The 14,474-nt window shown below is 71.5% G+C and carries 13 protein-coding genes; 6 read left to right on the forward strand and 7 right to left on the reverse strand.

The features are described 5' to 3' along the window. Window positions 1-18: 18 nt before the first annotated feature. The gene (locus tag ABD976_RS15415) at window positions 19-948 is read right to left on the reverse strand and encodes a hypothetical protein (RefSeq protein ID WP_345363600.1); all 930 of its coding nucleotides are present in this window, start codon (window positions 946-948) and stop codon (window positions 19-21) included. A gap of 214 nt (window positions 949-1,162) precedes the next feature. On the opposite strand from ABD976_RS15415, the gene ABD976_RS15420 reads away from it, so the two are divergent. Further along, window positions 1,163-1,621, forward strand: coding sequence for a nuclear transport factor 2 family protein (locus ABD976_RS15420; RefSeq protein WP_345363602.1), 459 nt, complete (start codon window positions 1,163-1,165; stop codon window positions 1,619-1,621). Between the two features lie 182 nt (window positions 1,622-1,803). On the opposite strand, the gene ABD976_RS15425 is transcribed toward ABD976_RS15420, so the two are convergent. Genes ABD976_RS15425 through ABD976_RS15435 form a run of 3 tightly spaced genes read right to left on the reverse strand, consistent with a single transcriptional unit; the run spans window position 1,804 to window position 4,778 of the window. After that, a complete protein-coding gene (locus ABD976_RS15425; protein WP_345363604.1) occupies window positions 1,804-2,448 on the reverse strand; it encodes an RraA family protein in 645 nt (214 codons plus the stop codon). Window positions 2,449-2,466: 18 nt separating this feature from the next. Next, entirely contained in the window at window positions 2,467-3,450 is a 984-nt protein-coding gene (locus ABD976_RS15430; protein ID WP_345363606.1) for a hydroxyacid dehydrogenase, read from the reverse strand. Window positions 3,451-3,461: 11 nt separating this feature from the next. After that, the gene (locus ABD976_RS15435; protein WP_345363608.1) at window positions 3,462-4,778 is read right to left on the reverse strand and encodes an MFS transporter; all 1,317 of its coding nucleotides are present in this window, start codon (window positions 4,776-4,778) and stop codon (window positions 3,462-3,464) included. Between the two features lie 248 nt (window positions 4,779-5,026). Between ABD976_RS15435 and ABD976_RS15440 the strand changes: the two genes are divergently transcribed. Continuing rightward, complete coding sequence (locus tag ABD976_RS15440; protein WP_345363610.1) at window positions 5,027-6,532, forward strand: IclR family transcriptional regulator domain-containing protein; 1,506 nt, start codon at window positions 5,027-5,029, stop codon at window positions 6,530-6,532. Between the two features lie 94 nt (window positions 6,533-6,626). Then, the gene (locus ABD976_RS15445; protein WP_345364267.1) at window positions 6,627-7,001 is read left to right on the forward strand and encodes an FAD-binding protein; all 375 of its coding nucleotides are present in this window, start codon (window positions 6,627-6,629) and stop codon (window positions 6,999-7,001) included. Window positions 7,002-7,064: 63 nt separating this feature from the next. Here the strand turns inward: ABD976_RS15445 and ABD976_RS15450 are convergent, their stop codons facing one another. Next, a complete protein-coding gene (locus ABD976_RS15450; RefSeq protein ID WP_345363612.1) occupies window positions 7,065-8,486 on the reverse strand; it encodes a sodium:solute symporter family protein in 1,422 nt (473 codons plus the stop codon). Then, on the reverse strand, window positions 8,483-9,706 hold the full coding sequence (locus ABD976_RS15455) for a metal-dependent hydrolase family protein (protein WP_345363614.1): 1,224 nt from the start codon (window positions 9,704-9,706) through the stop codon (window positions 8,483-8,485). The genes ABD976_RS15450 and ABD976_RS15455 overlap by 4 nt, the downstream gene beginning before the upstream one ends. Before the next feature lie 125 nt (window positions 9,707-9,831). Between ABD976_RS15455 and ABD976_RS15460 the strand changes: the two genes are divergently transcribed. Continuing rightward, entirely contained in the window at window positions 9,832-10,803 is a 972-nt protein-coding gene (locus ABD976_RS15460) for an Lrp/AsnC family transcriptional regulator (RefSeq protein WP_345363616.1), read from the forward strand. 81 nt (window positions 10,804-10,884) lie between these two features. On the opposite strand, the gene ABD976_RS15465 is transcribed toward ABD976_RS15460, so the two are convergent. Continuing rightward, a complete protein-coding gene (locus ABD976_RS15465) occupies window positions 10,885-12,273 on the reverse strand; it encodes a Gfo/Idh/MocA family protein (RefSeq protein ID WP_345363618.1) in 1,389 nt (462 codons plus the stop codon). A gap of 190 nt (window positions 12,274-12,463) precedes the next feature. On the opposite strand from ABD976_RS15465, the gene ABD976_RS15470 reads away from it, so the two are divergent. Continuing rightward, on the forward strand, window positions 12,464-13,249 hold the full coding sequence (locus ABD976_RS15470) for a DeoR/GlpR family DNA-binding transcription regulator (protein ID WP_345363620.1): 786 nt from the start codon (window positions 12,464-12,466) through the stop codon (window positions 13,247-13,249). 150 nt (window positions 13,250-13,399) lie between these two features. Beyond that, on the forward strand, window positions 13,400-14,287 hold the full coding sequence (locus tag ABD976_RS15475) for an SIS domain-containing protein (protein WP_345363622.1): 888 nt from the start codon (window positions 13,400-13,402) through the stop codon (window positions 14,285-14,287). The last annotated feature ends 187 nt before the right edge of the window (window positions 14,288-14,474 follow it).

The raw sequence follows: 14,474 nt of genomic DNA on the forward strand, positions 1-14,474 counted from the left end.
CCCGGCGGCGGGTGCTCGCTAGCGGAGGAAGTGCAGCCAGAAGGGGACGTGCTCGGGAGGGAACCGGACCTGGAGGAGTTTGGCCACCACGTGCGAATGGCCCGTGTAGGTGCCGATCCAGTGGCCGGCCGAGCCCGCTCCGGTTCCGCTCGTCGACTCTTCGAAGTCGAGGACCACCTCGGTCTGCCAGTGGACCACGGGGGTGAGGCCGGTGCGCGGCGGTGGTTCGAGCTCGACCTCGTGCGAATGTTCCGTGAGGTACGGGCCGTTCTGGTGGATGGTGGTCGTCCGGCTCAGGTGGGCGGTCCGGTACTGCAGGACGCCGGTGGCGAAGCCGATCACGATCAGCCAGAGCAGTCCGGTCGCGCCCAGCGACAACCAGCGCGGGAGCCAGGTCGGCAGCCAGGCGACGGCCTGCTCCGGCACCCACCACAGGGCGATGGCGGCCCCTTCGCCGAGGAAGCGGGCGGCTGCCGCGAAGGCGATGTAGACCGACCAGCCGAACGCCGTCCGGGCGATGCGGCCTGCTGTGATCGGGATGGTGGTCCCGACGTCGGCCAGCCGTTGCCCGAGCAGTTGGAGCACGGCGGGCAGCACCTGCGCTGCGGCGAGCGCGGCCAGGACCAGGTCGAACCGCACGTCGGCCAGTCGGGCGGTGGCGTAGTGGAGGAGCAGGCCGGCGACGACGGCGGCTTGGCCGACGACTCCCACCGCTTGCAGGACCTGACCCCACCGGCTCCGCCTCGGGGAGCTGCGGTCCCACAGCCGGAACGCGCCGGGGCCTCTCACGAGCCACCGGAGCGCGACCGCGCCGGCGAGCACGTAGCCCGCCGCTGCGCCGCTCCGGTCGTGGAACTGGTCGTTGAGCAGCACCGCTGCTGAGACGAGTGCGACGCGGACGGCTACCGCCGCCAGCCCGCGGGCGAGTGCCGACACGCCGACTGCCATTCGCATGAGACTAGGCGTGTCCGGCGTGTCGGTGCCTCGGCCGGCAGGTTGATGGCAGCCGGCTGATCGGGTGGCCCGCAGCGCGCCGTGGTGACGTCGGGTGACGGCTCCGGCGGCACGGCAGCCGCCCACATCCGCGCCGTCCGGTCGTTCTCTACGGTGGTCGACAGCACCGAGCGCGACCGTTCTCGGTGTCCGAGGAGAGGAGTCCGCCATGGCAGCACGTCCTCCGCTCCCACCGTTCGACGAGCAGTCCGCACTGGAGAAGGTGCAGGCGGCCGAGGACGCGTGGAACACCCGCGACCCCGAGCGGATCGCGCTGGCCTACACCGAGGATTCGGTCTGGCGCAACCGGGACCGGTTCCTCACCGGCCGCGAGGAGATCGTCGCGTTCCTGCGGGAGAAGTGGACCCGCGAGCTGGAGTACGCCCTGCGCAAGGAGCTGTGGGCATTCCGGGGCAACCGGATGGCGGTGCGCTACCAGTACGAGTGCCACGACGCCGCGGGGCAGTGGTGGCGCAGCTACGGCAACGAGCTGTGGGAGTTCACCGAGGACGGGCTGATGAGCCGCCGCGAGTCCAGCATCAACGACGTCCCGATCGGCGAAGCCGACCGGCGCATCATCGGCTCGCGGCCGGCGGACCAGCGAGGCGCGCAGCTCCCGCTGCGGTGATCGGCAGGGCGGCCGGGCGTCCCGGGCATCGGAGTTCCCGGTTCTTGTCGGTGAGCAGGCCGGGGCCTACGGCCGGTTGCCCGGTTGTCCCGAGCGGAGCTGGCGTACTACTCCCTTCTCGACGAGGGCGGCCGGGACCTGTGCGAGCGAAGTGGTGCGAGCACGACGAAGTGGAGGGCTGCTCAACGGGTCCCGCGCTCGGCGATGATCCGTTGGCGTAGCTGCTCCTCGAACTGGATGACGTGTTCGGCGCGGTCGGCGGCCCACTCGGCCTTGGCGGCGGGTACCACGGCTACCCCGTCCGCGTCGGCGACGATGACGTCTCCGGGGGAGACGACCACGCCGCCGACCGCCACGGGTGCGCCGACCGTTCCCGGCCCGTTCTTGAACGGGCCGGCGGGGGTGACGGCGCGGGCGAAGATCACCATGCCCTGCGCGGAGAGGGCTGCGACGTCGCGGACCGCGCCGTCGACGATCGCACCGAGCACGCCCCGGTTGACCATGATTTCGCCGATGAGGTCGCCGATGATGGCGCGGGTGAGATCGGCTTGGCCGTTGATGACGAGGACATCTCCGGGCTGCGCCTCATCCAGGGCCCGGTGGATGGCGAGGTTGTCCCCGGCCCGGGTGTGCACCGGAAGGGCGGTGCCGACCATGGTGGTCCGGTCTGAATAGGCCCGGATTCCGCCGTCGAGCACGAGCATGCGGTGGAAGACGTCGCCGACGTTGGCGGCGGGCGCCTTCCCTAGGCGATCGAGTACGGCGGCGTCAACACGCGCGGCGGGCTGCTCGACGGTGATGGTGTCGGTGGAGGCGTTGATGAACACGGGGGTCTCCTGGTGCGGTCAGACAGCGGCTCGGGCGGGCACGACGACTGCGTTGTCGGGTGTGCCGCCGGCCAGGGCTCGGCGGATGCAGGTGGCGGCGGCGTGGCCGACCTGGTGGAGGGCTTCCTCGGTCTGGCCACCGATGTGCGGGGTGACGACGAGGTTGTCGAACGCGGTCACAGGCAGGTGGTTGTGCGCGAGCGGATCCCGCATGTCGACACCCTCCGCCTCGAGGACGTCGAGACCCGCGCCACCGAGGCGACCGGAGCGCAGCGCGTCGAGCAACGCCGCCTCGTCGATCAGCCCGCCGCGCGAAGTGTTGACCAGGATCGCGCCGGGTCGCATTCGCGCGAGCTGTGCGGCGCCGATGATGTGCCGGGTGGCGGGGGTCAGCGGGAGGTGCAGGCTCAGCACGTCGGATCCGGCGACCAGCTCGTCGAGTTCGACCAGGTGCCCGCCAAATTCGGTGATGGTGCTGTCGTCGGCTGCGGGGTCGGTGACCAGCAGGTCCATGCCGAACGCGCGGCCCATACCGGCGACCAGCCGACCGATGTTGCCGAACCCGAGCAGTCCGAGGGTGCGGCCGTGCAGCTCGATCCCGGTCAGACCGGCCTTGCCGTCGGTCCAGAGCCCCTCCCTGGTGCGGCGGGAGGCGACGGTGACGTTGCGGGCCAAGGCCAGAGCCAGGGCGAAGACGTGCTCGGCGACGGCGCGGCTGTTGCCGCCCGGGGTGGTGGTGACCCAGATGCCGTGCTCCCGGGCCGCGTCGAGGTCGACGTTGTTGGTGCCCACCCCGTGCCGGGCGATGATCTGCAATCGGGGGGAGGCCCCGATCTTGTCGCGACCGAAGTCCTCGGCGCGCAGCAGCACGGCGTCGACCTCGGAGCAGATATCGGCGTAGTCGACCACGTCTGGGCCGTAACCGAGGTGAACGGTGTGGTCGGCGCACAAATCGGCGACCACGGAGTCGTGAACGGGATCGGAGATGTAGATCGTCGGCACGGTGCTGCTCGCTATCGGTAGAGGTGGGTGACATTCGCGGGGGTGCGCCGCACCGTCATCGACACCGCCAGGCCCAGGACGCCGGCGAGGACCAGCACGAAGGCGGGAACGAGGGTGTTGCCCGTGGTATCGATCAGCCAGGTCGCCAGGTAGGGCGCGCCACCGCCGCCGATGACCGCGCCGACGCTGTGGCCGAAGGCGACACCGGTGTGGCGGACCTGCACGGGGAAGAACTCGGGAATGGTCGTGTAGGTACCGGCTTGGCAGAGCGCGTAGGGGATCATGCTCAGCGCGAGCCCGAGCATGGCCAGCCCGACCGATCCCAGGCCCATCAGCATGAAGGACGGGACGACGATCACGATGTAGGCGAAGTAGGACCACATCAACAGGCGCTTGCCGCCGACGCGGGCGCCGACCTGTCCGGCGGCCGGGATGAGCAGCGCCGCGAGGAGCACCGCCACCAGGACGATCGTCGAAGCTGCGGCCCCGGAGAAGTGCAGGATGTCGCTGAAGTAGACCGCGACGAAGACGGTCCCGACGTAGGTGCCGATGTTCTGCACGAGGGCGATCGCGACGACCTTGGCCAGTGGCGCCCGGTGGTTGGCGAACAGCTCCCTGACCGGGCGGTGGTCATCGTCCTGCCGCTTCGCGCTGTTCTCGACGTACTCGGGGCTGTCCTCCACTTTCAGGCGTGCCACCAGGACCAGCACCCCCAGGGGGATCGCCAGCAGGAACGGGACTCGCCAACCCCAGTCGAGCATTACCTCGGCGGACACCGCGGACGCCACGAGGGCGGTCACACCGGCGGCGAGCGCCTTGCCGAAGTTGCCGATGCTGGGGACGAAGGAGACGTAGAGCGAGCGGCGCCGCTCAGGGGCCCACTCGCGGATGTAGGCGGCGGCGCCGCCGATCTCCCCGCCGGTGGAGAAGCCCTGCAACAGGCGCAGCACGATGAGCAGGATCGGCGCCCAGATGCCGATCTGGGCGTATCCGGGCAGCAGCCCCGTCAATCCGGCGGCCAAGCCCATGCAGGTGATGCAGGCGATCAAGCTCTTGCGGCGTCCGACCTTGTCGCCGAGGCGGCCGAAGTAGATCGCGCCCAACGGGCGGACCAGGAACGCCGAGCCGAAGACCAGCAGCGTGCTCAGCAGCCCGAGGATCGGGTCCTCGCCGGGGAAGAAGACCGTAGCCAGCGTGGCGGCCACGTACCCGTAGACGCTGAAGTCGTAGTACTCGACGAACGTGCCGAACACCGCGGCCGCCGTGGCCTTCTTCGCTTTTCGCTCCCGGGTGGCGACGGAGGTCGCCTCGTCTCCGGTGCCGGTCATCGCCATGACAGCTCCATTGCTGAAAAAAATGGGACAGTGTCTCAGTTGTTTGTTAGAGTGTCGAGGTGGCCCCACCGGCTGTCAAGGGGCGTCCGACGACCGCCGCGCGCAGCACCACCGGGGGCGGGAAAGGGCACGACTACGATGCTGCGTGCACGAACCGGGACAACGGTCGGCGGAATCGAGGTGGAATGACGGTCGACGACGGCCACCGGGCAGCAGGTCCCGTCGCTGGCAACGATCGCATCGTGCGCGTCCTCGACGCCCTGATCACCCAGCCACCACCGCACGGGTGGGGCGTCCGCGAGCTCGCCGGGGTCATCGGGGAGAACCGCAGCACGGTCAACCGCATCCTGCAGGGCTTGGTCGAGCGCCGCTTGGCCGAGGTCGGCTCCACCGCCACCTACCGGGCGGGCCCGCGCCTCCGCGTCCTCGCCGGACGCCTCCACGCACGACACCCGATCCTCAGCCAGGCGGCCACCGTGATCGCCGACCTCGCCGCCCGGTGCGACGCCACCATCATGGTCGTCATGCAAGGACCGTGGCCGAGCACGGGCTTCCTGGCCGTCCTGCACGAACACGAGGGGCCGGTCCGCTACCAGCTCATCCCGGGCATGGTCCTCCCGCTGCACGCCGGAGCCGCGGGCAAAGCACTGCTGGCCACCATCGGCCTCGACGTCCTCGACGACGTCGAGCTGGAGCGCTTCGGCGAGGACACCATCGTCGACCGGGAGCGGCTCGCCACAGAGCTCGCCGGTGCCGAACAGGCGGGGTACGTCACCAGCGTCGGCCAGCACATCCCGCTCGCCGCGGGAGTCGCCGCACCATTTGCCGCCGTGACCGGGGAGAAGGCGGCGGTGTCGGCCACGCGCCCCCGCTACAGCACCTCTGACGACGAACTCACCCGGATCGGGCCGCTCGTGCGCGACGCTGCCGCAGCACTCGGTCGACTCCGGCCGGTCGACCCGACCGAGCAGCCCTTCCCCGCAGCTCCTCGGACGTCGGCCGAAGCCGACACCACCGCCCTCGGCCGCTTCGAGCGCCTGCTCGCCGTTCTCGCCGACCAGCCCGATGGGGTGCCTCCGGGGCGCGAGCTCGTGTCCCTCATCGGAGCCAGCGCCCCCACCGTCACCCGCCTCCGCACGACGGCAGAAGCGTCGGGCATCGCCAGGACCACCGGCGACAGCGGCGACCTGGCTGCCGGTCCGCTGCTGCTGCGCTGGGCCGCCGCGCTCGGGCCGCAGCCACCGCTGCCGGTTCTCCTCACCGACGACCTCGCCCAGCTCGCCGCAGCCACCGGCGAAACCACAGCCCTCACGGTGTTCGACCGTTCCACCACGACCGCGGTCATGACCACCGTCGTGCCCGGTCCCAATCCCGTCCACTACGGGCTCGGCGCGGGATCGCCGATCCCCCTGCACGCCGGTGCCGCCGGGAAGGCGATCCTCGCGCACTGCGACCGCGAGCTGATCGAGAAGCAGCCACTCGACCCCATCACCCCGCGCACCCCTACGCACCGGGACCAACTCGAACGCGACCTCACCCTCGTTCGCGATCGCGGCTGGGCCGAAGCCGACGGAGAACGGATTCCCGACGCCTTCGGAATCGCAGCACCCTTCTTCGACGGCGCGGGCATCGCGGGCTCGGTGACCGTCACCATCCCTCGGTTCCGCAAGGACGAGCTCGACATCACCCAGCTCGGCGCGAAGCTCGCAGAGGCCGCCGCACGCATCACCCGCCTGCTCACCATCTGAGCCGGGCTGGAGGGCTACGCCCGCTGTCACGTCGACGCGGGCTACCTGCGCACCGGCCGCACGATCCGCCAGCTCGCCCAGGCCATCGGGGTCGATCCCGACGGCCTGGCGCGCACCAACCACGACGCCCGCACCGGCGTCGACGAGGAGTTCGGGAAGGGGCCGGAGCCCGTTCGGGCACCAGTACGGCGATCCGGCCCACACCCCGAACGTCAACCTCGGCCCGATCGGGACGGCCCCCTTCTACGCGATGGCCGTGGTCCCGACACCCCTGGCCACCGCGCTGGGCCTGCGCACCGACCCGGACGCCCGGGTGCTGGACGATCGTGGCGTACCGGTCGCCGGGCTGTACGCCTGCGGCAACGACGCCCACTCGATCATGGCCTCGGAGTACCCGGGGGCGGGTTGCCAGGTCGGTGCCGGTCTGACGTTCGGCTACCTCGCCGCCCGCCACGCCGCCCGCTCGTGAGGCGGCGCGCCCCCGGGTAGCTCGGGGAGTGCCGCCGCCGGTGGCAGCGGCACTCGTCCCGGGCTACTGCTCCCGCTCCCCGACCGACGGGCTCGCGACCGGCCCGGGCCTGCGCGACGGGGTCGCCAGGCTGCCGAGGACGAGCGCGAGCACGGACAGCGGCAGCGCGACGAGCACGCTGTTCCAGTCGTGCGGCTTGTCGAGGGCGAACTCCCACACCAGCGTCGCGGTGATCCCGGTGACCATGGAGGCGATGCAGCCCGCCGCCGTCGCGCGCTTCCACAGGAACGTCGCCAGCAGCGACGGGGTCACGACGGCGCCGTACATCGTGTACGAGAACACCTGGATCTCCAGCACGCCGGGGAACAGCTCGCCGACCGCGAACGCCCCGACTCCGAGCACGACGATCGCGACCCGGGTCAGCAGCAGTTCACCGCGCGAGTTGTCCTCCTTGCGCGAGAACGAGCGGTAGATGTCGTGCACCAGGTTCCCCGCCGACGACAACAGGTAGGAGTTGCCGGTCGTGATGATGAACGCCGTGGCCGACATGAGCAGCAGCCCGCCCAGCACGCCCGGCAACGAGTCGGTCGCCAGCCGCAGCACCGCCGTGTCGGGCTGGACGGCGGGCAGCAGCACGGTCGCGCTGGAGGCGAGCACGATGATCGCGCCGTAGAAGAACACGTCGCCGAACAGGAAGCCGAGCGTCGAGCGCTTCGCGACCTCCGGGCTGCTCGCGGCGCTGAACCGCTGGTACATGTTCTGGTCGCCGAGGATCAGCAGCAGGGTCGGCAGGACGTAGCCGGCGAGCTGGATCGGGCTCAACCCGCCCGTCCACGTCGTGTTTTCGGCCGGGAGCGAGTCGACGAGCCCGCCGAACCCGCCCACGTGCACGAGCACGAAGAGGAACCCGCCGGCCAGCCCGACGGTGATGAGCAGCGCGCTGATCGCATCGGTGTAGGCCACGGAGATCAGCCCGCCCGCGAAGGCGAGGAACACGATGACGACCAGGCCGATGACCTTCGCGGCGTCCTCGGAGACCCCGGTGGTCAGGTGCAGGATGTAGCCGAGGCCGCGGACCTGCTCGGACATGATCGCCGTGTAGGCCAGCAGGATCGCGACCGCTGTCACGACGCGCACCGAGGACCCGTAGCGCTCCTGCATGATCTCCGGAACGGTGTACTTGCTGTGCATCCGGATGCGCTTGGCCAGGAACAGGTACATGATCAGGATGCCCAGCGGCGCGCCGAGGCTGTAGAAGATGCTCGCGAACGGGCCGTAGGTGTAGGAGAAGCTCGCCCGGCCCATGATCGTGCCGGCGCCCGTCCACGTCGCGAGCAGCGTGCCCGTGAGCACCAGCCTGCCGATCCGCTGCCCGGCGAGCATGAAGTCGTGGTTGTTCTTGATCTTGCGCGCGGCCCAGGCCCCGATGCCGACCATCACCAGCACGTACGCGCAGATCGCGAGGAGGACGCCGGTGTCGGTCACGTCGTCTCCCGGACGACCTGACCACCCTGCACGACCGCGCGGATGTTGGCGGGATCGGCGAGCACCGCGACGTCGTCGAGCGGGTCGCCGTCGACGACGATCAGGTCGCCGTGCGCCCCCGGCGCGAGCGTGCCGATCTCGCCCGCCATGCCGACGAGCTGGGCCGCGTTCGTGGTGGCCGCGCGGAGGACCTCCAGCGGGCTCTGCACCTCGGCGCGGATGCGGAACTCCTCGTTCTGCTTGCGCTGCATCCCGCCGAGCAGGTCCGAGCCGTAGGCGAGGCGCACGCCGGCGCGGGCGGCGCGTTCCAGGGCCCCGAGCCCGCCGTCGAGCACCTCGGCGACCTTCTCCCAGCTCGCCTGCGGCAGGCCGTGCTCGCGGCCTTCCTCCTGCAGCGCGTGGTACGTCACCAGGGTCGGCACCAGGAAGGCGTCGCGCTCCAGCAGCAGTTCGATGGTGCGCTCGTCGAGCAGGTTGCCGTGCTCCACGCAGCGCACACCGGCTTCGAGCGCCCGGTTGATGGCGTGCGGCGGGTAGGCGTGCACGGTGACGTAGCGTCCGGCGGCTTCGGCTTCCTCGACCGCGGCGCGCAGCTCGTCCGCGGAGTACTGGGTGGAACCGATGCGGTCGCCCAGGGACGAGACGCCGCCGGAGGCGTGCAGCTTGATGTGGTGGGCGCCGCGGCGGAGCTCTTCCCGGACCGCCTTGCGCATCTCGTCCGCGCCGTCCACGACCCGGCCCGTTCCGGAGCAGCACGGGTGGTCGTCGAGGTGGTGCTCCTCGATGGACCGCTTGTCCCCGTGCCCGCCGGTCTGGCTCAGGGCCTTGCCGCCGTGGATCAGGCGCGGCCCGCGGATCAGGCCGCGCTCGCGCGCCCGGGCCAGGCCGAAGTCGGCGCCGCCGGTGTCGCGGACGGTGGTGAAGCCGCGGTCGAGCATCGCGCCCATGGCGCGGATGGCGCCCGCCGTGGCGTAGGTGGGCGGGGCGTCGGCGACCTCGCCGAGGTCCGCGCTGAAGGCGAACACGTGGACGTGGCAGTCGATGAGGCCGGGCAGGACGGCCGCCCCGCGGGCGTCGAGCACGGGTACGTCGGCGGAGGTGGTGATCCGATCGTCGACCTCGGCCACCCGGCCGTCGCGGCACAGCAGGTCGGCACGCCGGTAGACGCCCGCTTCCACGTCGAGCACGTGTGCGTTGCGGACGAGCAGGGATGGGGCCATCGGGCAGCTCCGATCTCCTCGAGTGACTGTGACCGGAAACGCTCTCCCCATAACGTGAATCTGTCAACAGTCGCGGATCAGATGGCTGGAATCGTTCAAAAATGGTCACGTGGTAGAAACGGGGCATGTCCGCTGACGCCCTCGGGGGCGGTGACCTGGACCTGGTGGCCGCGCTGCAGATCGCCCCGCGCGCGAGCATGCAGGTGCTCGCCGCGGCCCTCGGGGTGTCCACGGGGACGGTCAGCAGGCGGATGGCGCGGCTGCGCGAACGGCACGGGGTCCGGATCGTCGGGCAGGTGCCGTGGTGGCTCGGTGGTGCGACGCCGCACCACGTCTGGATCTCGACCGCGCCCGGCAGCACGAACCAGGTGGCCGCCGCGGTCGCGGAGCTCGACGAGGCGCAGTTCGTCGCCACCACCACGGGACGCGCCGACGTGTTCTGCATCCTGCACCCGACCCGCCGCGCCGACGCGGCCGACCTGCTGACCAGAACGCTGCCGTCGATCCCCGGCATCGTCGGCACCCACTCGGAGCCCGGGCTGCACCGGTTCGCCTCGGGGTCCTCCTGGCGGATCGAACGGCTCGGCGCCCAGCGGGAACGGCAGCTCTTCGAGCACCGCCACGGCCCGCTGCCCGCCGCCCCGGTCCCGTTCGGGGAGGAGGAGCGGGAGGTCGCCGGCGTGCTGCAGCGCGACGGCCGGGCGAGCGCGGCCGATGTCGCCCGGGAGCTGGGCAAGAGCGCGTCCACCGCCTACCGGCTGACGCAGTCGCTGCTGGACCGCGGGCTGGTGCAGCCGCGGGTCGAGATCGAACCGGCGTTGCTCGGCTACCCGCTGGAGGCGGTGGTCTCGCTCGCCACCTCGGCGAGCACGATGCGCGACACCGCGACCGCGCTCGCGACGCATCCCTCCGCCCGCTACGTGACCACGGTGGCGGGCACGTCGTCGGTGATCCACCAAGGGGTGTTCCAGCACGACGACGACCTCGCCAGGTTCCTCACCGACGACCTCGGCCGGCACGTCGGGGTCACCGCCTTCGAGGTGTCGGTGGTGCTGCGGGTGCTCACCCGCTACTGGACGCCCGACCGCGGCGGCTGACCCGTCGTCGACGCCGGACCCGCCACCCGCCGTGGGGTTCGCGGGTGCCGCTCGGCCCTGGACCGCCGGCCGGGCGGTGCGTCAGGGCGTCGGGTCCGGGGAGTCGACGCCGGGGTGCGGGGTGGTCCAGTCGCCGCGGGTGAAGTCCGGGAACGGCACGGCCGTGCCGCCCGCGCTGATCGAGGCGGCGCTCAGGGCGAACGGGGCGCTCCAGGCGGCCGAGTCGTAGACGTCGATGTCCGGGGGCAGGCCGAGCTGCATGGTCTGCGCCAAGCGGTAGACCATCATGTAGTCCATGCCGCCGTGGCCGCCGGGGCCCGGGTCGACCTCCTTCCACAACCAGTGGTCGTAGGAGGCGTAATCGGCGAAGTCGCCCCAGGCGTGATCGCTCATCTCCGGTTCCAGGTAGATGCGCGGCGGGTAGTCCTCGAACACGCCCTTGCTGCCCGCGAGGTGGTTGAGCCTGCTGTAGGGGTGCGGGCTGGAGACGTCGTGCACCAGGTGGATGATCCGGCCCAGCTCGGTCCGGATCAGGCTCATGGTCACGTCGCCCTTGACGTAGTCCTCCCGCCACGCCGGGTCGCCCGCGGGGACGTGGCGCTCCCGGTACTCGGCGAGGCTCGCCGCGGGTGAGCCGAGCGAGCTGATGCTGACCAGGCGGTCGCCGCGGTTGATGTCCAGGTAGGAGGCGACGGGGCCGAGGCCGTGGGTGGGGTAGAGGTCGCCGTTGACCTTCGTGTGCCAGGCGCGGCGCCACTCGCCCGCGTAGTAGCTGTCGGAGAACAGCTCCTTCCGGAGGTCGTGGATGTAGGCGCCGGCGCCGTGCAGCAGGGTGCCGAACCTGCCCTCGTGGGCCAGGCGCAGCACCCGCATCTCGTTGCGGCCGTAGCAGCAGTTCTCCAGCTGGATGCAGTGCCTGCGGGTCCGTTCGGAGGTGTCGACGAGCTCCCACAGGTCGGCGACCGACGGCGCGATCGGGCATTCCACGCCCACGTGCTTGCCGCCGCGCATGGCCGCCACGGCCATCGGGACGTGCCATTCCCAGGGGGTGACGACGTAGACGAAGTCGACGTCGTCGCGGGCGCACAGGTTCTCGAAGTCGTTCTCGCCCCGGGTGTGCTGCGCCGGCTCGGGGTCGCCGTGGTCGGTGACGGTCCTGGCCGCGCGCCGCACCGCGGCCGCGTCCACATCGCACAGCGCGGTGACCCGGACCCCCGGCACGGCCAGGATCTGCGCGAGCATGGCGCTGCCCCGGTTGCCGAGGCCGATGATGCCCATCCGCACCTCGTCGCGGGCCTCGAAGGGCACGCCCATCATCGACTCGCCCTGGCGCGCGGGGACGTCCTCGCGGGTGGCGGCGGCCGCCTGTCCGGGGAGGCCGGAGATCCCCAGTCCGGCGGCGGTCGCCGCGCTGGTGCGCAGCAGTGCTCGGCGGGAAAGCGCGCCGTGGTCGGTCTCGCCCTCGGACATGCAAACCTCCTGAACGATCCTGATCGAAAGTTCGTGGTTCCGATCACTTTCACACAGCCGCATCCGCGATTGCTATCGTCCGAACAGAGGTATTCGGCGGTGGCGATCTCCCGGCGATCGTCTCGCGGGAATCGCCCCCGGGCGGTCCGCCGCGCTCGCGCGGACCGGCTAGTGGAAGGGGCGACCCGAGGTGAATCGACACGAGCGGCTCAGCACGCTGCTCGACATCGTGGGCCAGCGCGAACGGATCGATGTCGACGAGATGGCGGCGGAGCTGGGCGTCTCGGCGGCGACCATCCGGCGGGACCTGGACCAGCTCGCCGGGCAGCAGCTCGTGGCGCGGACCCGCGGCGGGGCGGTGGCCTCCAACGTCACCTACGACCTGCCGCTGCGCCACAAGAGCGCGCGGCACGCCCCCGAGAAGCAGCGGATCAGCGCGGCGGCCGCGGCGCTGGTCCGGCCCGGCATGGTCGTCGGCCTCAACGGCGGCACGACGACGACCGAGGTCGCGCGGGCCATCGCCACCCGCACGGACCTGGCCGAACGCGGGGAGCACCCGTCGCTGACGGTGGTGACCAACGCGCTCAACATCGCCAACGAGCTGATCATCCGCCCGCACGTCAAGATCGTGGTGACCGGCGGCGTGGCGCGCCAGCAGTCGTTCGAGCTGACCGGCCCGCTGGGCACCCGCATCCTCGACGAGATCGCGCTCGACCTGCTGTTCCTCGGCGTCGACGCGATCGATCCGGCCTCCGGGGCCTACGCGCACCACGAGGGCGAGGCCAGCATCAACCGGCTGATGACCTCCCGCGCCACCCGGGTCGCCGTCGTCGCCGACAGCTCGAAGCTCGGCAGGCGGGCGTTCGCGCAGATCTGCCCGTGCAGCCGGGTGGACGCGCTGATCACCAACGAGGGCGCCGACGAGGAGCTGGTGAGCGCCTTCCGGAGCGAGGGAGCGCAGGTCCAGGTCGTCTGACCGCCGCTGCGCGCACTCGGCGAAACCGCGTTGATCGAAGATGCGCGAAAAGCGCATTGACAGTGCATCTTCGATCACCTTAACGTGATCTCCGTCCCGAGGCCCTCGATCGCGGGACCTCAGCCGGTCCCGGCGCAGGGAGGACGCGAGATGGCGGAATCGTTCGCTCAGCTGGAGATCGCCAGCCAACCGGAGTGCTGGCGGCGTGCCGCGCGGATGGCGGCGACCGCCCCGGGCGGCCTGCCGCGGTCCGGGGAGCGCGTCGCCGTGATCGGCTGCGGGACCTCCTGGTTCATGGCGCAGTCCTACGCGGCCCTGCGGGAGGGTTCCGGCGCCGGGGTGACCGACGCGTTCACCGCCTCCGAGCTCCCGCGCACCCGCGACTACGACCGCGTCGTCGCGATCACCCGCTCCGGCCGGACGACCGAGGTCCTGCGGGCCCTCGACGAGGTCCGGGACCGCGCGGCGACCACCGTCCTCACCGGAGTGCCGGAGGCGGTCGCCGGGCGGGCCGGGCACGTCGTCGACCTCTCCTTCTGCGACGAGCGCTCCGTCGTCCAGACCCGCTTCGCCACGACCGCGCTGGCGCTGCTGCGCGCGCACCTCGGTGCCGATCTCACCGAGGTGGTCGAGCAGGCCGAGGCGGTCCTCGCCGAACCGGCGGACGCGGCCCTGCTCGCCACCGAGCAGATCAGCTTCCTCGGCAGCGGGTGGACCGTGGGGATCGCGCACGAGGCGGCCCTGAAGGTCCGCGAGGCCGCCAACGGGTGGACGGAGTCCTACCCCGCGCTGGAGTACCGGCACGGCCCCATCAGCATCGCCCAACCCGGCCGGGCCACCTGGATGTTCGGCGGCCCGCCGGACGGGCTGGCCGAGGAGGTGCGGGCCACCGGCGCGACGTTCGTCGACCACGCGGCGGACCCGATGGCCGATCTCGTGGCCGTGCAGCGGTTCGCCGTCGCCCTCGCCGTCCACCGCGGGCTGGACCCGGACCGGCCGCGCCACCTGAACCGCTCGGTCGTGCTGGAGACCGCCTAGGGACTGCTTTCAGAAAGACCTGCGTGGCGGTGCGGGTGGCGGAACCTCAGCGGCCTTCTCGCTCCGGGAGCCGCTCCTGATGTACCGACGACGTACACGGCGTCACGGCTGTCCTCGCGAGAAGACCGCTGAGCGGTCACGTCCGAGCACGGGCGGCGGTGCAAGTTGACGGCCGCACCGCATGCGG

Origin of the sequence: Saccharopolyspora cebuensis, from assembly GCF_039542665.1 — a bacterium.
GTDB lineage: Bacteria > Actinomycetota > Actinomycetes > Mycobacteriales > Pseudonocardiaceae > Saccharopolyspora > Saccharopolyspora cebuensis.

Excerpts from the sequence above, each read along its gene's own strand:
- ABD976_RS15435 (WP_345363608.1), bottom strand. The coding sequence starts at position 4,778 with ATGACCGGCACCGGAGACGAGGCGACCTCCGTCGCCACCCGGGAGCGA.
- ABD976_RS15465 (WP_345363618.1), bottom strand. The coding sequence starts at position 12,273 with ATGTCCGAGGGCGAGACCGACCACGGCGCGCTTTCCCGCCGAGCACTG.
- ABD976_RS15460 (WP_345363616.1), top strand. The coding sequence starts at position 9,832 with ATGTCCGCTGACGCCCTCGGGGGCGGTGACCTGGACCTGGTGGCCGCG.
- ABD976_RS15420 (WP_345363602.1), top strand. The coding sequence starts at position 1,163 with ATGGCAGCACGTCCTCCGCTCCCACCGTTCGACGAGCAGTCCGCACTG.
- ABD976_RS15415 (WP_345363600.1), bottom strand. The coding sequence starts at position 948 with ATGGCAGTCGGCGTGTCGGCACTCGCCCGCGGGCTGGCGGCGGTAGCC.
- ABD976_RS15475 (WP_345363622.1), top strand. The coding sequence starts at position 13,400 with ATGGCGGAATCGTTCGCTCAGCTGGAGATCGCCAGCCAACCGGAGTGC.
- ABD976_RS15455 (WP_345363614.1), bottom strand. The coding sequence starts at position 9,706 with ATGGCCCCATCCCTGCTCGTCCGCAACGCACACGTGCTCGACGTGGAA.